Below are 15,557 nucleotides of genomic sequence, written 5' to 3'. Positions count from 1 at the left end.
AATTTCTTTCCATTGATTGTAAAATAGCTTAAGATTTTTTTTAAAATACTATCTTCGCAGGAGATAAAAAAACTTGACAATATGAAAAAAATGATATTCCTGGCTTCGGCTGTTCTTGTTCTCAATTCATGCGTGGTAAGAACGGCTACAAAAGTGGTCTCCGGTGCAGTCAGCTTAAGCTATAAAGCGGTAAAAGGTGCTGTAAACGGAATCAGCTGGGCAGTAAGCAAAGCGAAAGGGAAAATTGATGAAGACCGTCTGGATGGCACCTGGAAAGTGGTAGGAGTTTATCGTGGTTCTTTTGAGGATTTCTCAAAGGATCAGAATCCTGATGGTTCATTTACTTCAGAATGTGCAGAAGGTTTTGATCAGATTATTTTCAAAGCTAAAAAGTCTAAATTCAAACCGGTACACTGCAGTTCACAAGATGAAGATTGGGTAAAATATTCTTTAGAGTTTGGAAAAAATCCTGCTACTAAGGAAAAGGAGAATTATATAGAATACAATTCTAATAATTATATTTCGGTGGTTGACGCCAACAGTAAAACGATGATTCTGGAAGGAAACCTGATGCCTAAGCTGGCATTTTCCGGGGCTAAATTATATCTTCTTGAAAAGGTAAAATAGAAATATAGTAGGAGCTGGTTATTTTAAAAACTGATTGGCAATAAAATAACCTCCTCCTATCACCAGTAATGGCAACGCTATAGAAACCAATATTAAAGGCCATGCAAAGATTCTGAAATAAGTGTACAAAGTTACAGAAGACGGGTCTGCTGGGTCATAAATAACAGTCTCAGTTTCGCCCACATACCAAGCTGAAGGATTGGTACCTTCCGACAGTTCATAGGTATATTCAATATTATTCCGGGTACGGAAGGTAAAGAGAGGGCTAAATACTTCTCCATCCGATTCAAACACCCGTAGTGAGGTGACGGTAGCTGTTGCCTTTTCTGCTTTTTTTAAGAAAAAAAGAGTGTTTTTTAGGCTCAGCAATGCTGCCACAAACAGAATTACTCCTGCTCCAAGGATAATATAATACTGCCACATAATTTTGCTTTTATTTCCGTTCATACTATTTCATCCTGAAAACAGATATTTTTACTATCTCATTTATTTTCAGATTGATACTCTAAATATACAAAGATTTATCACTTCATCATTAAAGCCTGAAAAGTATGCTTTCTATTTGCTTTCTATATCAACGATTTTCCGTCCCTCTTTGCCCAGATAATGAAGAACCAGCTTTTCATAGACTTTGTAACCGTCATCTACATTCGTAAATATCACAATCCCTTTTCCTGAATTGGGTAATACAATGGCAATACATCTTGTACCCTGATCCGATCCGCCATGAGATAGGGCATATTCACCATTTCCAAGGTCATAGATTTCAAGACCTAATCCGAAATACTTATTTTCTTTGATTTTCACCTGCTTTTTGATCATTTCCCGGAATATTTCAGGTTTCAGGTTTTTCCCCTTCATCACGCTGATCATAAAATTTCCGTAATCTTCTATCGTGGTATGCAGATCATCAGCCGCATTAGCCGCTTTAATTTTCTCTATTGGATAAGCAACTCCTTTTTCATTATATCCTGTCACAAATCTAGACTCATCCGTATTCTGATCCCAAATATAGTTGGTGTCGCTCATGTTGAGAGGTTGAAAGATAAGCTCTTTGGCAAGTTGCTCCAATGGCTTTCCAAATTTCTTTTCGAGGGCTTTCCGAAGGTATTCAAATCCTTCTCCTGAATATTGATATTTTGTGCCAGGATCAAACTGAAAGTTCAGTTTTTTGTCAGCATTCATCCATCTCCAGTTGGGAAAACCGGTCTGATGGCTCAGGACAATCCTGGTTGTTAATTTTTTATGTCTTGGGTCGTTGATGATATCAGGATCTGTCCAATAGGCATCTAAAGGTTCATCCAACTTCCACTGTCCTGAACTTACAAGACGTAAGGCGACCATTGCTGTAACAGGTTTGGTGAGGGATGCAACATTAAAATAGGCATTTCGGGGAGCTGAAACTCCTTTTTTATAGTCTCCAAAAACTTTTACTTTCTGTAATTTTCCTCCTTCGATAATTCCTAATCCCAGGGTAGGAATATTATTTTCTTTCAACCAGCTTTGCATCGACTGGTCGTTATCAAACATGGTTTCACTGTCGGTAGTTTGCTTTGGATGGTGATTAAAGCTCAATGAATTCTTAAGTTTCCACTCAGCATTTTCCAACACCCACAGATGTGTAAACTTTGCTTCCCCTACTAATTTCTCAGCCTGATTTCCTGCCTTTTCATAAAACAGATGATCTCCATTCTGAATGGCAGCATATATTTTCCCATCTTTATACATGGGATAAATCTCAGTACTTTTCGCAACCAAGACTCTCTTGAGCTGATAGGTTTCCGGAGATTTACACAATCCGTTTTTAAAATCAATGATGAATTTCTCTTTATCCTCAAAACCGCCTTTATCGTGATAGAATTCAAATCTGTTGCTTAACATACTTTCCATCTGCCTGATGTTGCAAGTATTGTAGCCTACTGAAAAAAGCAGACTGTCTTTCGACATAATTGTTGTGTAAAGAGGATCTGTTTTTTCTGTCTGTGCATGAATTGTACTAAAGAGCAGAATAAAAAAAGGAAGAATAAACTGTGCCGTTTTTGTCATTATTATTTTTTTGACAAAGATTCAATTTCATTTCATTTTTTAAATAAAAATGAACCCGACAAAAACCCGACAAAGCCGTGACACGATCTATATCATATTGAAATTCAACTTGTAATATAATTTTTTATAACGGTCTATTTCTGCAGCATTCCGAAGAATAACAAATATATTAGACAGGATAATGATGATCATAAGCACTAATGTAAGCTTTGGCCCCGGCTTTAAAAAGATCCCGAGCATGAATATAATAGGAGCCATTATTGTCCATATTATCTGAATCGAAATGATTTGTCTTACGAGACTATTTCGTTGTTTCATGGTAAACATCAGCAGCAATGGAACAAAAATATTCAGAGGGGGTAAAAGGGTAAATAATAATGAGGAAAGGTTAATGATTTTAATATAAGAATAGTTGATTGGAATTGGCTCTTCTTCTACTTTTGTTTCCACCTCATCTGCTTCTGGAATTTCCTGAGGGGTGTCCTGCAGCAATGCAGATTCTTCTATCTCCAAAACCTGCGCAAGAGTTTTGAGGGTATACCCTTTCGGTTCTGTCCCAGCTTCTATCCTTTGAATGGTTCTCACAGAAATCTTTGATTTTTCTGATAGTTCTTCCTGGGTCAGATTGTTCTGTTCTCTTATGGCTTTTAGCTTGGACATAGTATGCCTTCCAATTAATTTTCGTCAGCTAATTTACATTTTTTAATAGTAATAAAATAAAACAGCATTCTGTACGGATACAAAATGCTGTCTTTTTGAAGGATAAGGATGTTTTTTTAATAAGTCTTTTCAGAGCTCTCCAATAGTCTTTCATAAACTTTCATTTTTGGTGGAATTATGGGGTTATAAGTAATTTCTTTTTCAATCCATCGCTCAGGCCGTAAAAATGTGAGAATTAGCTCCATATCTTTGTCATTAAATCCTTCATAAAATCTGTTTTTTTCTTCTTTTGGTATGGGTGTTGGTAGTGTCCCATCTTTTTTACGCGGAGCAAAATGTGCCCCTATATAATCTCTTTTTTCTCTTCTGAATCTTGCTTCTATATTAGGTTTAAGCTGTTCCTTCAGGTATTTTATCTGTGTTTCTGTTTTGGCTTCTGAGCTCATTATTATTTTGTTAATCTCTTCATCTAATTCGCCCTCAATTCTTTGATTGATTTCTTTTATCTTTTCCTGAAGAAATTTACCTGATCGTGTTGGAGGTTCACTCAGCAGCAAACGTTCATATCCGGTGGCATCTCCTCTTTTTTGAGTCTTGCCTCCTCCTACATCCCGCCAGGCAAACATCCTGCTTCCACTCTCACTTCCTTCTTCTTCCATATACCTGACCTTATATCCTAACATCGCCATCACTTCAAGGTTACCGCTTCTGAAACCCAGATGCTTTACATGGGTAAAGTGTCTTTCAAAATAGTCATATAGTTTAAACTGACCAAAACGGGTATTGCCTCCCCATGCAAATAACGATTCTGATTCTTCATTCCAAAATTCGGTGATATTGAATACTTTGGAAGGGTGAATAATACTTTCGACCTCATTGACAATATCATCAAATTTAGATTCTTTCTCCTTAACATAACCTTTATCTCCTGTAATAATGATAGCATCATACATCTCCGCTACTCTATAAATAATCTGCCTGATACCTGTATAGCTTGTATCGTGCTCTATATGAATATCTCCTCCTTTCCCACTGAAACGGGACCATAAAATGAGCAAATTGGTTCCACTCGTAGGTATTCCTTTTTGCTCCAACCATTTTTTTATAGCCTCATCTTCATCGTTATTGCTATTAACCTTCCATTTTTCTTTTAACTTATCCCTTAAGGCCGGCGAGTATTTCCTCGCAATGTAATCTGTTCCATAGTTCACCCCTTTAATATACCCTCTTGGCTGAAACTCACGTGCTTTATTTTCTAATTTTCTCTTACCGGCTTTATCTCCCCTTAACTGTTTTACTTCTACAACATGTATTCTGTCCTCACCTATTCCGGAATCTCTATAGAATCTTTTTATAGAATCTGCTTTATCCGTATGGTCTGTGACTGTGCCGTCGCCTTTTGAAATTACAACATTAAGTTCATCATCATCAATTAAAGCGGCTGCAATTCCAAACATATCCCCTGTGGCATATCCAGGTTGAATGAGTACTTTAGATTCATTTCTAGGTCTGGGTTCTGGCCTAGGTTGAGGTTGAGGTCCAGGTTCATGTCTGTGAAGAGCACTAACTGTATTGGAAACAGTTGCTGTGGATCTTTTCTTTTTAACGGGTCTATTTCTTATCATATCGTTTACTGTTATAATATGTTATACAGCAAATTTCAAGGTAAAGCTCCCGCCAAAATAGAGGGGATCTACCCATTTTCAGAAACTAGGGGTTTACCCGTATTCACAGATGATGTATTTGTGTATTCATGTATTTAATTCAGTAAGCTCATGAATTATTTTCTGCCTTTTATTATTCTAAAACAGAACTCATCGTTTCAAAATTTCACTCATAGGAGAATTCCCTTATTTTTTAAAATTCAGTTTTTTCCCTTAATGAAGATTTATTCTGTTTGATGAAATTTGTATCAGACAAAAGAGATCAACAATCTCACAGTGAAGACTTAATCAAAAAATAATATAAAGGTTGAGTTGAAAGAAAAGTCTTTGAAAAAAGAGGCTTGAAAATAAAAACAATAGTAACCCATTAAAACCAGAATATGGCAGATACAGTAAACACCCAGACTACAGATGCAGTAACGCAGACTAACGTTACCGTACTTGGTGAGTCTCCCGCACAGGCTATGAGTATGCTTTACCAGATGGCCACGCATGCCAGTGGAATTTCTATTCAGAATTCTGTAACAAACCAGCAGAACTTGAACCAGCTCAACCCTGCGATTGTTGCAGATGCCATTAAAATTTTAAAAGGATAATCTAAAACCTTACCATCATGAGTGAAAACAACAGTGAAACCCAACAATCCCAGGCAGCCAATGCTACCACTCCGGCGGAGAAAGCTGTAGTATTTGTGAACAGTGAGGTACTGGCTCCCCCTAAGGGTTCTCCAATGACCGGAGTAACGAAAGTAATGATAGAACAATCTACAGGAATGATGGTTCAGGATTTACAGTCTTTTTTAAAAGGATTTGAGCAGGTAGGTCTTATCGCATTAAGCAGACTGGCCAATAATCTACTGACGTATGGAACGACTTTCGGGCCGGCTCCGGGCAGTAAAGAAACTTCTGTTCAGATGGCCGAGAATCTTCAGGGTCAGGATGCAGGAAAAGGCAATGAAATGATGAAAGACTTATTCAAAATGGTAAGTGAATATGCTGAAGTAAAGGCTAAAATTTCCAATACTATTTATAATGTCAACGCGCTTCCAGTCTCAGAAGCCCTTCCTTCTCCCCCATCCTATACGGAAGTAATCCCTGAGACTGAAGATCCTGAAAAAAAAAACGAGTAGATCCGGTTCCGGAAGAAGTCTCATCAGAAAAGGAAAGTATGAGAAAAAGCTTTATCACGGCTGATCATGGGGGAAAATTAGTATTAAAATCAGTAAAACTGACACAGCCACTCGTAAAACCAGAGATTAAAGAAGCAGTAATTCCTTCAGTAGAGCCTGAAGTACACCCAAAGAGAAAAACAATAATAGCCCAACTCATTGAAAAAATTAAAATAAATAAGAGATGAATTATTCCTCAGTAACCAAACCCGCCAAAATTTTAAATCTGGAAAGTTTAAATGATTTAAATGAAAGACTTTATCTGATCAAAAACAGTGAAATCAATTATCTGGACACCAAAAGTGCAGAACCTAAAAAGACAGAACACAATTCGGAGCGTTTTGTATTTAATCTTCAGACCTCTGATATTAATATTCAGCCGTCGATAAGACTGGTCAACTGCCTCAACAGAGGAGGGAAACGATACAATCATTTTCAGTCTTTTGTAGTGGAACCTAAAGATAAATCCACGGGAATTGCTGTGATCATGGTCAAGCTGGATGATCCAAAGGTCTTTTACTGTAATATAAGAATCTTACCGCTTACCACTCTGAACGAAATTGTCGTCCCTGATTATGACTCAAAACTTCTTACAATTAATCTTGAAAAATCGAAATGGACGCTGAAGACGGATATTACGATCACTCCATCAGACACCGGTGAAGCACAATATTCTGTACATGATGTGGATGTAAGTGCTATTTCTGAACTGGTGACCCAGGATGAAATAGTCGCATTAAAAAGGGAGCTGGAATTTCAGGCATCCAAGCTGATTGCTCATTATTTTCAGGAAATCCTGAGTATTGTAGTGAATGAAACCCCTCCATCCGGTAGCAAATCGCTTATCATTCCAGATGATTATATACTGACTCTTCCTCCGCACCAGTTAAAAGAAATGTTGTCTGCCAGCGCTATTTCAGCATGTATCGCTTTGGAGATTACGGGATATAACGTGGTTAAAGATCTCAACCGGGACTGGAAATCTGCGTCTGCATTTATTAATTATCTGCTGTAGTAAGTTGTATCGTATTTTAAAACAAGATGTATGCGCAGAAGAATCCGCAAGAAAGCTCCCGTTCCCCAAACTCCGGTACCCGTGACGGAACCAGAAATGGTAGAAAAAGAAATCATGCCTTTTGTGTTAAGACATGAAGATGAGATCGTGAGCTATATCAAAGATAAAGCTATCAAAGAGACCATGAAGTCGCTTGCTCCTCTCCTGGAAAAGCTGGAAGAAGCCGTAAAACAGCAGGAATCTGCCCAGACTCAGATTGCCACACAAGCTCCTCCTGAAACCCCTGTGATGAACTATGAAGAGCAGTTGAAAAAGCTTCAGGAAGCATCATCAGCAAAGGTAAAAGAGAAGGAACTCAAAATCATGGACCGAATGAATAAACTGAATGCCCGATTTGGCAATATCCGACCTTAAAAACATCAAAATCAATATATGGACGAAATTAATGTAATTATTACAGGAATGTCTACCGCTGTACCTCAGGCTATTTCCACACAGGTAAGCGCCCATTCTACCGGACAGATGCAGATCAATTCTGCGTTGAATCAACAACGGAACGCCATGACCGGGATCACCAATTATGTCATGGGCGTAAAAAAGATGAGTCCAAAAAATATAAAGCTCAAGCAACTTGAGACCATTAAAAAAGAACGTTTTTAATCTAAGACTCTAAAAACTACGGATGCGGTTTATTTCCCTGCAAAGATGAAAGCTGGTGCCCTCAATATAATACAATCAGGTCAACATTTATTTTACACCGTTTTTCAGATGCCGTCAATGTACAAAAGCAATTATTCAGAATCCATATTTAGCCCAAAGGAATCCGACATTGCCGGCATGCCTGCAGCAGGAATTTATTTTTAAGACATATATTAAAATAGAAACCGCATCCTTTTACCAAAAAAATATGCTTTAAACTCGCGCAGATTTTACAGACAGGGTTTCAACCATTGTATTCAGAGCCACCCTTCAAGTCTAATTTATTCATAACCTGTCAATACCAATGCCTTTGAAATCTATTCATCTGGAGGATCTGTGGTGAGTTTAAAAGATAGAACATAAAACTAGTTTACCTCAATAATTATTAACCGAGATCAGATCTCAAAAAAAACAATTACAATTATGCCAGTTAATGAACAAATCACAGACGCAGTAACGCAATCTAACGTGAAAGTAGTAGGAGAATCTCCTGCAATGGCTCTTGCCAACGTGTACCAATCTGCTGCACATTCTACAGGAATCATGTTTGAAAATGCAGTAAATGCACAAAACCAGCAGAACATTTTAGGTCAGGCAGCTACCACTCAGGGTATTCTGCAGATCTACAGCCTGGATACGGTAGCAGATGCGGTTTCTATCGCTAAGATTCTTAAGCCGTAGTTTTTACACTTTTTTGAGAAAAAAGTAATTCTCTCAGCCGGATAATCCGGTCGTTTTTTAACCTAAATAAACAATAATCATTATGCCAGTTAACGAACAAATCACAGATGCAGTAACGCAGTCTAATGTAAAGGTAGTAGCAGAATCTCCTGCAATGGCTATCGCTAACGTGTACCAATCTGCTGCACATTCTACGGGAATCATGTTTGAAAATGCGATGAACAACCAAAATCAACACAACATCGTTACACAAGCAGCCACTACGCAAGGAATCTCTCAAATCTACAGTAAAGATACCATAGCGGATGCCATCTCAATTGCTAAAATTCTTAAACCCTAATCCATTTTGCATACCGCAGAATACAACCCATTTTAAAGCCGGAACACCCGGTTATTTTAACCCAAATAAACAATAATCATTATGCCAGTAAACGAAAAAATCACAGACGCAGTAACACAATCAAACGTAAAAGTAGTAGCGGAATCTCCTGCAATGGCTTTAGCTAACGTGTATCAATCTGCTGCACATTCTACAGGAATCATGTTTGAAAATGCAGTGAATACACAAAACCAACAGAATATTGTCTCTCAGGCAGCTACTACACAGGGTATCACTCAGATCTACAGTCTGGATACCATTGCTGATGCTGTTTCTATGGCTAAAATCCTTAATCCGTAATCTATTTTTGCGAACAGCTGAATTCCATTTTCCGAACAACCGGATTTTCCGGTTGTTTTTTAACCCCAATAAACAATAATCATTATGCCAGTAAACGAACAAATCACAGACGCAGTAACACAGTCGAACGTAAAGGTAGTTGCAGAATCTCCTGCAGTAGCTTTAAGCAACGTATATCAGACAGCAGCCCATTCTACAGGAATCATGTTTGAAAATGCGGTGAGCGCACAAAACCAACAGAATGTTGTCACTCAGGCAGCTACTACACAGGGTATCGCACAGATCTACAGTCTGGATACCATTGCAGATGCTGTTTCTATGGCTAAAATTCTTAATCCGTAATCCACTTTTGCGGACCTCTTTAAAACTATTATCCAAACCGCCGGAAAATCCGGTTAACCTTTAACCCAATAAACAATAATCATTATGCCAGTAAACGAACAAATCACAGACGCAGTAACGCAGTCGAACGTAAAAGTAGTAGCAGAATCTCCTGCAATGGCTTTAAGTAACGTATATCAATCTGCTGCCCATTCTACAGGAATCATGTTTGAAAATGCAGTGAATGCACAAAACCAACAAAACATTTTAGGTCAGGCAGCGACTACTCAGGGTATTCTGCAGATCTATAGCCTGGACACTGTAGCGGATGCAGTTTCTATTGCTAAAGTATTGAATCCTAAATTATAGTGTATTTTTAGATTTCTTGTTATCAGGGAGTACAATCATGTGCTCCCTGATTCTTTTTTGGATAAAACTACTTATCAAATAATACAATTTCGTTGGGATCTATCACCTTATTTTGTACGGCATAAATAACAAGCCCAGCCATATTTTTTACTCCTGTCTTAATCATAAGATTCGTCTTATGCGTTTCTACTGTTTTGGGTGAAATGAAAAGAGAATCTGCAATTTCCTTGGTGCTCAGCTGCTGGCAGACAAGTCGTAAAACATCTATTTCTCTTTCGGTGAGCTCATTTCTGGAAAATGCGTGAAATTCCCGGAGTTTATTGGAAAGCTGGGTTCTCATGACATCAATCTGATCGTTGGAAAAATAATGTCCGGTATGATGAACGGTTTTGATGACTGCCAAAAGTTCCTCCAGTTCAATTTCTTTAGGTAAAAAAGCATGAGCTCCCATTTTCAGCATCTGCCCCATGAATGAACGGCGGTAGAAGCTGGAAAGAACAATGATTTTTGTTTCTGTTTCTTTTTTACCGAGTTCGGCCATTACCTCAAGGCCGTCACCATTCGTCATTCTCAGATCCAGAATCAGAATATCTAAAACCACAGAATCCTGCTCTGTGAGAAACTGATGTCCGCCTGTAGAAGTCAGGACAACCTGATAGTCGCCACTATTTTCGATATAATTTTTCAAAAGCTGCACAAACAGCAGATCATCATCTACAATTCCGATTTTAATTTTTGAGTGTTCCATGTTTATTTTTTATTGTATTGCCATACAGGCAATGAATTTGGTGCCTTTCTCAGGCTGGGTTTTAAGTTTATAAATGGCTTTAATTTTTTGTGCTCTTGACTGAATATTCCTCAGACCAATACCTCCAGAGTGAGTTTCTACGATAAATCCACGGCCGTTATCTTCTATCGTCAGCATCAGATAGTTCAAAGATATTCTCAGGGATACATCTACTCTGGTCGCATCAGCATGTTTCAGAATATTGGTGATCAGTTCCTGTACGATTCTGAAAAGGTTCAGTTTTACAGGGCTGCTGATGGGTATTTGTATGGTAATATGCCGGAAAATCACCTCTACATTTTTATTAACCTGTTCAAGATAATCTGCTATTAAATCCGCCAGCTCGATCTCTTCAAGATCAGGTGGTGTAAGATTATGAGACAACTCCCGTATCAGCTGCATCGATTTTTTTAAATCACGATTAAGCTCTTCGGGATTTTTATCATTAAGATTCAGACGGATAAGATTCAACTGTGAAATAATATTATCATGAAGTTCTTCTGCCAGGCGTTCCCTGTCCTGTTCCTGTAAAAGCAGCATATTCTCCCAATGTTCATTTTTTGTATTCCGGACCATTCGGGAGACTTTCTGTTTGTTTTCCCTGATGCTTTTTAAATAACTGATCACCAATAACGTAATGAATACCGTTGTTAAAGAAAATAGTCCAATACCGATCCATATCCATACAACTATCTGATCCTGATTTTCCCAACGCCACATCCCAGATTAATAAAAGAAATATAAAAAGACAATAGCAGGATGCCTCTGAAAAGCCAGATAGGGGCTACCCAATTCAGGTGGTTGCTGATTAAAAAATTAAAGGTAGTGGATATGAGACATTCAATAGAAAAAAACAGGAAAACAATGATGTTTACAACAAACATATCTCTATCTGTCCTGCCTTCCCTGATGATTTTCATAAAATAAGAGGCCGCATAGCTACAAATAATAACGCTGGTGATAATATTGGAATAAAAGGTAACCTGCATATCATTTTGCACATACAGCACATTTGTAATCAGGGTTAATATGGCGTAACAATAGATCATCCATCTTACCTCACGGGAAAGCTGGATATAGTAATTGCTATAGATCACCGTAAGAATCATCAAACCAAAAAACTGGCTCAATGTATAATTGTAGATATTGAATGTATTTAATTTCATCAGCCGTCCAGCCAAATCAGACAGCTCCAGCATGAATTCTCCTGAAAGAAGCACAATCACAGGAAGTTTTGATTTTATCCCTTCTTTTACCAATATAATCAGCCCTGTACATAAAACGAGATTAATAATAATCTGTAAATACAGGGATAAACTGTTATACGAAAACACTGGTGCTTTGCTTCAGAAGTTGATAATCATTAAGAGTATCAATAATCGTAAAAGGAGGTCTTGGAGTAGAATAATTTTCTGCGGTTTCGCTCATATGATTAATCGACAGACTTTTCACTGTAATAATTTCGATATGATAAGGAAAATCTGAATCTTTTTTCACTAAATCATCTGTAAGTCCAAAGAAACTGATACACGTCTGCCCTCCTGTAATCCCCATATTTTCATAATCTGAAAACGGTATGGAAATCAACTGAAAAATATCTTCTGTTTTCTGAGACTGCAGCCACGAAGTACCAAACATATTCCATCTGAAGTTTCGGTTAATGGCAGACTCTGCAGTAATCGGAGGAGCCTCAACCACAATATCATTGCTGCTTTCTATTTTTGATTCACTAAAATCACGTAAAAAATCTTTGATAAGGATGGTACTGAAATTGGCATCTTTATCACTTTTAGAATCGATCAGGAAAAATTTCAGCTCACCATCATGAATCCCTACATAGGCATGAATCATTTTCGGTTCTGCAGTTTCAAGATTTTTTTTCCATTGTTCAATGTCTTCACCTGAAACGCTGAAGTGAGTTCCCTGATTCAAATAATTCAAAATTTCTGCTCCATTCATATCAATTCCGTTTTTGTAAGAATCAATATGATTTTTCCATTTTCTGATAGCTTCAAAGATGTTTTCAGTAGTCATGATAATATTTATTTGTGAATGATAATTATTTTACGTGTTGAAATTTACAAAAAAAACAGACTGATATTTATTTTTAAATCACATTCAAGTGGAAAATGAATTTTAATTGAATAAAAATGAATTTTTCTTTTGTTTTTCATAAAATTAAATCAGAAACACCCCGTATCTTTGCACCGGAAACCTTCTCATTTAAATAAGTACTGTCATGATTCCATTCCACGAGCTCATATTTTTCATTCTGGCTGCACTCATTTTAGTCATCAGCCCTGGCCCCAATATGATTTATCTGATTTCAAAATCCATCACACAGGGGAAAAAGTCTGGGTTTATCTCGTTAGCCGGAGTCGTATGCGGATTTTTATTCCATATCATCATGGTTTCTTTTGGTCTGACCGCTGTTTTGCTGGCTGTACCATTGGCTTATACGGTTCTTAAAACACTGGGAACCGTCTATCTTTTATACCTTGCTTATCAGGCTATAAAACCCAATAGCAGGAATATCTTTGATGTTGACAAAAACGATTCTCATGACAGTCCCAAAAAGCTTTTCACCATTGGTTTTTTAACGAATGTATTAAATCCAAAAGTGGCGGTATTTTACCTGTCCTTCTTTCCTCAGTTCATCAAACCTGAGTATGGTTCTGTGTTCACACAAAGCCTGGAATTGGGAGTCATTCAGATTTTGATCAGCTTCAGCATAAATTTCATCATTGTATTAACGGCTGCAAGAGTGGCATTATTCTTTTCTAATAATCCGGTCTGGATAAAAATTCAGAAATGGTTTATGGCCAGTGTACTTACCTACTTAGCCATAAAAATGGCATTTTCAAAAGCAAAATAAATCCGGAACAGGTTACTTTCTGTTCCGAATTCTAATGTATATTCATATAAAAACGTAATCTAAGGGGGCCGTTATGATATGTCCGGCAAATTTGAGACTAATATGGCGAATGTAAAACCGTGGAAATACGTAATTTTACCATTAAGTATTTCTTCTAATCAGAGGATAGATTATATTTCCTGTGCCTTCTTTTATAGTGCTTTAAGATGAAACATACAATTCCAACTTATGATTTGAGTGGTATTTCCCACCATAGATTCCATGTCAAAAGGATGGATAAACGGACTCAGGATGCTGAGGATATACTTCTGGATAAAGGCATACACAGAGACAGTCATTACATTTTTACCTGTATGGAAAGCGGACATGTGAGAATGATGGTCGATTTTAAAATCATTGAAAAAAAAGGGCCTACTATTTTCTGTGTATTACCGGGTCAGGTACATCAGGGATTATTGATGAAGGAGGTTTGCGGATGGTTCGTAGCCGTTAAAGCAGAACTTGTACCCGATGTGGTACGTTCTTTTTTCCAGGAATCGATGGTTGAAATACAACCCCTCACCATTGACAAAGGCCTTATCAAAAAAATAAATACAGCCGCCAGTTTACTTCATGACTCCTATACTCATGAAATGCTTTCCTCAAAAGAAGGGTTTCTGGTAACTCAATCTTTGCTTAATGCATTCCTGGGAATGTTTGCTCTAATGTATTCCCAAAACCATATTACTCAGGCTTCCAACGAAAGCCGAGCTTTACAGGTATCAAGAGCATTCAGAAATTTGTTACGAAAAGAATTCAAAACCTTGAAAAGTCCATCAGAATATGCTGAAATTTTAAATATTACAAGAGGATATTTGACAGAAACGGTCCGCGAATCAACAGGAAAACCTGCGCAGCACTGGATTCATCAGGAAATTTTAATAGAAGCCAAAAGACTATTGGTTTTTACGGATCTGAGCATAAAAGAAGTTGCCTACGAGCTTGGATATAGTGACCACACCTACTTCAGCCGTTTGTTTTCTAAACTGGAGGATCAATCTCCATCGGCATTTCGTGATGAAAATAAAAAATAACAACCCAACCACGAATAGTCCAATCAATTCCCCGAAACTGCTATCGGTATTTTCTGATTTTGCAACGTCCTTTGCAATAAAAATAATTTATGCCAAGCCTACCAAAATGGATCAATGACACTGTAGAAAATGTTTGGTCCTCAAAATTTAAAGACTGTACCGTTACCCATATAGAAAAAATCACAGACGACCTTCGCCTGATACGCTTTGAAACAGATTTACAGGACGTCCCTTATGAGCCTGCTTATGCAATAGGAATAAGAATTAATGACAGGGATTTCCGTAATTATTCTCCTTTCAACTTCAACAGGGAAATGGGGACTTTCGATGTCTTATTTCATCTTCATGATGCCCATGCAGCGGGGAGTCATTTTATAACCAATCTATCTGCCGGAGATTCTATAAAACTTTTAATGCCCAGAGGAAAACAATTCTTTATTCCCAAGGCCAAAATTCATTTTTCTGTAGGGGATGAAACTTCATTGGGAAGTTCTCTTTCCATCAAAGAAGCTGTGGAGGAATATGGTTCCTTATTTATCTGCCTTCACGAGCTGGAAGAAACCTCTGCTTTGGAAAAACTGAATCTGTATGGCTATCACTGTCCTAAAAATAATACAATGAAAATGATAGAAGCTCTCAACGATTTTCTGCGGGAAGAAAAAGATACCATCTATGATGATGAAGTCATTTTTTACCTCACTGGAAACGGAGAAAGGATGTCTCTGATCAGAAAATTTCTTAAAGCCAAAGGAGTTTCTGCCCGATGTATAAAATCTCAGGCGTATTGGATTGAAGGGAAAAAAGGTTTGTAAAAAGTGAAAAATATCAACTTTCCTCTCCAAATAATGAAACGTTGTCCGACAATAGGAAAGAAAATTATTGCCGGATACCGT

23 protein-coding genes are annotated in these 15,557 nt (G+C 37.5%); 15 read left to right on the top strand and 8 right to left on the bottom strand.

Annotated elements, in window-relative coordinates; translation table 11 throughout:
- Window positions 1-81 precede the first annotated feature (81 nt).
- Window positions 82-627, top strand: coding sequence for a hypothetical protein (locus tag C1634_RS04995; RefSeq protein ID WP_103232188.1), 546 nt, complete (start codon window positions 82-84; stop codon window positions 625-627).
- An 18-nt stretch (window positions 628-645) separates the two neighbouring features.
- Here the strand turns inward: C1634_RS04995 and C1634_RS04990 are convergent, their stop codons facing one another.
- From C1634_RS04990 to C1634_RS04975, 4 genes are all read right to left on the bottom strand, one after another.
- Window positions 646-1,074 (bottom strand): DUF3592 domain-containing protein, encoded by a 429-nt coding sequence (locus C1634_RS04990; protein ID WP_103232189.1) that lies wholly within the window; start codon window positions 1,072-1,074, stop codon window positions 646-648.
- Window positions 1,075-1,185: 111 nt separating this feature from the next.
- Entirely contained in the window at window positions 1,186-2,673 is a 1,488-nt protein-coding gene (locus C1634_RS04985; protein WP_103232190.1) for a serine hydrolase, read from the bottom strand.
- A gap of 87 nt (window positions 2,674-2,760) precedes the next feature.
- Window positions 2,761-3,333 carry a helix-turn-helix domain-containing protein gene (locus C1634_RS04980; protein ID WP_109737980.1) on the bottom strand — a complete coding sequence of 191 codons (573 nt, stop codon included), beginning with the start codon at window positions 3,331-3,333 and terminating at the stop codon, window positions 2,761-2,763.
- Window positions 3,334-3,449: 116 nt separating this feature from the next.
- A complete protein-coding gene (locus C1634_RS04975) occupies window positions 3,450-4,958 on the bottom strand; it encodes a hypothetical protein (RefSeq protein ID WP_103232192.1) in 1,509 nt (502 codons plus the stop codon).
- Window positions 4,959-5,377: 419 nt separating this feature from the next.
- On the opposite strand from C1634_RS04975, the gene C1634_RS04970 reads away from it, so the two are divergent.
- The 11 genes from C1634_RS04970 to C1634_RS04920 all read left to right on the top strand — a co-directional run bounded on the left by C1634_RS04970 (window position 5,378) and on the right by C1634_RS04920 (window position 9,929).
- Window positions 5,378-5,593 carry a RebB family R body protein gene (locus tag C1634_RS04970; protein ID WP_047433885.1) on the top strand — a complete coding sequence of 72 codons (216 nt, stop codon included), beginning with the start codon at window positions 5,378-5,380 and terminating at the stop codon, window positions 5,591-5,593.
- Between the two features lie 17 nt (window positions 5,594-5,610).
- A complete protein-coding gene (locus C1634_RS04965) occupies window positions 5,611-6,126 on the top strand; it encodes a hypothetical protein (protein WP_109737979.1) in 516 nt (171 codons plus the stop codon).
- Between the two features lie 38 nt (window positions 6,127-6,164).
- Window positions 6,165-6,353, top strand: coding sequence for a hypothetical protein (locus C1634_RS04960; RefSeq protein ID WP_103232194.1), 189 nt, complete (start codon window positions 6,165-6,167; stop codon window positions 6,351-6,353).
- The gene (locus C1634_RS04955; RefSeq protein ID WP_103232195.1) at window positions 6,350-7,180 is read left to right on the top strand and encodes a hypothetical protein; all 831 of its coding nucleotides are present in this window, start codon (window positions 6,350-6,352) and stop codon (window positions 7,178-7,180) included. Before C1634_RS04960 ends, C1634_RS04955 begins: the two co-directional genes overlap by 4 nt.
- 30 nt (window positions 7,181-7,210) lie before the next feature.
- Window positions 7,211-7,594, top strand: a complete 384-nt coding sequence (locus tag C1634_RS04950; RefSeq protein ID WP_103232196.1) for a hypothetical protein — start codon at window positions 7,211-7,213, stop codon at window positions 7,592-7,594.
- Window positions 7,595-7,612: 18 nt separating this feature from the next.
- Complete coding sequence (locus C1634_RS04945) at window positions 7,613-7,840, top strand: RebB family R body protein (protein WP_103232197.1); 228 nt, start codon at window positions 7,613-7,615, stop codon at window positions 7,838-7,840.
- 462 nt (window positions 7,841-8,302) lie between these two features.
- A complete protein-coding gene (locus C1634_RS04940) occupies window positions 8,303-8,560 on the top strand; it encodes a RebB family R body protein (protein WP_047378383.1) in 258 nt (85 codons plus the stop codon).
- Between the two features lie 82 nt (window positions 8,561-8,642).
- A complete protein-coding gene (locus C1634_RS04935; protein WP_394337093.1) occupies window positions 8,643-8,900 on the top strand; it encodes a RebB family R body protein in 258 nt (85 codons plus the stop codon).
- Window positions 8,901-8,981: 81 nt separating this feature from the next.
- Window positions 8,982-9,239, top strand: coding sequence for a RebB family R body protein (locus C1634_RS04930; protein WP_047378385.1), 258 nt, complete (start codon window positions 8,982-8,984; stop codon window positions 9,237-9,239).
- An 84-nt stretch (window positions 9,240-9,323) separates the two neighbouring features.
- Window positions 9,324-9,581, top strand: coding sequence for a RebB family R body protein (locus tag C1634_RS04925; RefSeq protein ID WP_103232200.1), 258 nt, complete (start codon window positions 9,324-9,326; stop codon window positions 9,579-9,581).
- Between the two features lie 84 nt (window positions 9,582-9,665).
- Window positions 9,666-9,929, top strand: coding sequence for a RebB family R body protein (locus C1634_RS04920; protein ID WP_047378387.1), 264 nt, complete (start codon window positions 9,666-9,668; stop codon window positions 9,927-9,929).
- A gap of 67 nt (window positions 9,930-9,996) precedes the next feature.
- Here the strand turns inward: C1634_RS04920 and C1634_RS04915 are convergent, their stop codons facing one another.
- From C1634_RS04915 to C1634_RS04900, 4 genes are read right to left on the bottom strand one after another with little or no spacing between them, the layout of a single operon-like run.
- Window positions 9,997-10,677 carry a response regulator transcription factor gene (locus C1634_RS04915; protein WP_103232201.1) on the bottom strand — a complete coding sequence of 227 codons (681 nt, stop codon included), beginning with the start codon at window positions 10,675-10,677 and terminating at the stop codon, window positions 9,997-9,999.
- 9 nt (window positions 10,678-10,686) lie between these two features.
- On the bottom strand, window positions 10,687-11,436 hold the full coding sequence (locus C1634_RS04910) for a sensor histidine kinase (protein WP_109737978.1): 750 nt from the start codon (window positions 11,434-11,436) through the stop codon (window positions 10,687-10,689).
- Window positions 11,406-12,050 (bottom strand): hypothetical protein, encoded by a 645-nt coding sequence (locus C1634_RS04905; RefSeq protein WP_103232203.1) that lies wholly within the window; start codon window positions 12,048-12,050, stop codon window positions 11,406-11,408. Before C1634_RS04905 ends, C1634_RS04910 begins: the two co-directional genes overlap by 31 nt.
- Window positions 12,037-12,750 (bottom strand): hypothetical protein, encoded by a 714-nt coding sequence (locus C1634_RS04900; RefSeq protein WP_103232204.1) that lies wholly within the window; start codon window positions 12,748-12,750, stop codon window positions 12,037-12,039. Before C1634_RS04900 ends, C1634_RS04905 begins: the two co-directional genes overlap by 14 nt.
- A 205-nt stretch (window positions 12,751-12,955) precedes the next feature.
- Between C1634_RS04900 and C1634_RS04895 the strand changes: the two genes are divergently transcribed.
- From C1634_RS04895 to C1634_RS04885, 3 genes are all read left to right on the top strand, one after another.
- The gene (locus tag C1634_RS04895) at window positions 12,956-13,591 is read left to right on the top strand and encodes a LysE family translocator (protein ID WP_109737976.1); all 636 of its coding nucleotides are present in this window, start codon (window positions 12,956-12,958) and stop codon (window positions 13,589-13,591) included.
- Window positions 13,592-13,797: 206 nt separating this feature from the next.
- The gene (locus C1634_RS04890; RefSeq protein ID WP_109737975.1) at window positions 13,798-14,664 is read left to right on the top strand and encodes a helix-turn-helix domain-containing protein; all 867 of its coding nucleotides are present in this window, start codon (window positions 13,798-13,800) and stop codon (window positions 14,662-14,664) included.
- Window positions 14,665-14,753: 89 nt separating this feature from the next.
- A complete protein-coding gene (locus tag C1634_RS04885; RefSeq protein WP_109737974.1) occupies window positions 14,754-15,476 on the top strand; it encodes a siderophore-interacting protein in 723 nt (240 codons plus the stop codon).
- Window positions 15,477-15,557: the final 81 nt, after the last annotated feature.

The organism is Chryseobacterium viscerum (assembly GCF_002899945.2).
GTDB lineage: Bacteria > Bacteroidota > Bacteroidia > Flavobacteriales > Weeksellaceae > Chryseobacterium > Chryseobacterium viscerum.
This window is presented reverse-complemented; position numbering and strand designations above follow the sequence as displayed.

Bases quoted from the DNA above. Each gene is read 5' to 3' on its own strand.
- C1634_RS04945 (WP_103232197.1), top strand. From the start codon at position 7,613: ATGGACGAAATTAATGTAATTATTACAGGAATGTCTACCGCTGTACCT.
- C1634_RS04890 (WP_109737975.1), top strand. From the start codon at position 13,798: ATGAAACATACAATTCCAACTTATGATTTGAGTGGTATTTCCCACCAT.
- C1634_RS04970 (WP_047433885.1), top strand. From the start codon at position 5,378: ATGGCAGATACAGTAAACACCCAGACTACAGATGCAGTAACGCAGACT.
- C1634_RS04980 (WP_109737980.1), bottom strand. From the start codon at position 3,333: ATGTCCAAGCTAAAAGCCATAAGAGAACAGAACAATCTGACCCAGGAA.
- C1634_RS04925 (WP_103232200.1), top strand. From the start codon at position 9,324: ATGCCAGTAAACGAACAAATCACAGACGCAGTAACACAGTCGAACGTA.
- C1634_RS04965 (WP_109737979.1), top strand. From the start codon at position 5,611: ATGAGTGAAAACAACAGTGAAACCCAACAATCCCAGGCAGCCAATGCT.
- C1634_RS04920 (WP_047378387.1), top strand. From the start codon at position 9,666: ATGCCAGTAAACGAACAAATCACAGACGCAGTAACGCAGTCGAACGTA.
- C1634_RS04950 (WP_103232196.1), top strand. From the start codon at position 7,211: ATGCGCAGAAGAATCCGCAAGAAAGCTCCCGTTCCCCAAACTCCGGTA.
- C1634_RS04940 (WP_047378383.1), top strand. From the start codon at position 8,303: ATGCCAGTTAATGAACAAATCACAGACGCAGTAACGCAATCTAACGTG.
- C1634_RS04885 (WP_109737974.1), top strand. From the start codon at position 14,754: ATGCCAAGCCTACCAAAATGGATCAATGACACTGTAGAAAATGTTTGG.
- C1634_RS04935 (WP_394337093.1), top strand. From the start codon at position 8,643: ATGCCAGTTAACGAACAAATCACAGATGCAGTAACGCAGTCTAATGTA.
- C1634_RS04955 (WP_103232195.1), top strand. From the start codon at position 6,350: ATGAATTATTCCTCAGTAACCAAACCCGCCAAAATTTTAAATCTGGAA.
- C1634_RS04930 (WP_047378385.1), top strand. From the start codon at position 8,982: ATGCCAGTAAACGAAAAAATCACAGACGCAGTAACACAATCAAACGTA.
- C1634_RS04960 (WP_103232194.1), top strand. From the start codon at position 6,165: ATGAGAAAAAGCTTTATCACGGCTGATCATGGGGGAAAATTAGTATTA.
- C1634_RS04915 (WP_103232201.1), bottom strand. From the start codon at position 10,677: ATGGAACACTCAAAAATTAAAATCGGAATTGTAGATGATGATCTGCTG.
- C1634_RS04995 (WP_103232188.1), top strand. From the start codon at position 82: ATGAAAAAAATGATATTCCTGGCTTCGGCTGTTCTTGTTCTCAATTCA.
- C1634_RS04975 (WP_103232192.1), bottom strand. From the start codon at position 4,958: ATGATAAGAAATAGACCCGTTAAAAAGAAAAGATCCACAGCAACTGTT.
- C1634_RS04900 (WP_103232204.1), bottom strand. From the start codon at position 12,750: ATGACTACTGAAAACATCTTTGAAGCTATCAGAAAATGGAAAAATCAT.
- C1634_RS04895 (WP_109737976.1), top strand. From the start codon at position 12,956: ATGATTCCATTCCACGAGCTCATATTTTTCATTCTGGCTGCACTCATT.
- C1634_RS04910 (WP_109737978.1), bottom strand. From the start codon at position 11,436: ATGTGGCGTTGGGAAAATCAGGATCAGATAGTTGTATGGATATGGATC.
- C1634_RS04990 (WP_103232189.1), bottom strand. From the start codon at position 1,074: ATGAACGGAAATAAAAGCAAAATTATGTGGCAGTATTATATTATCCTT.
- C1634_RS04985 (WP_103232190.1), bottom strand. From the start codon at position 2,673: ATGACAAAAACGGCACAGTTTATTCTTCCTTTTTTTATTCTGCTCTTT.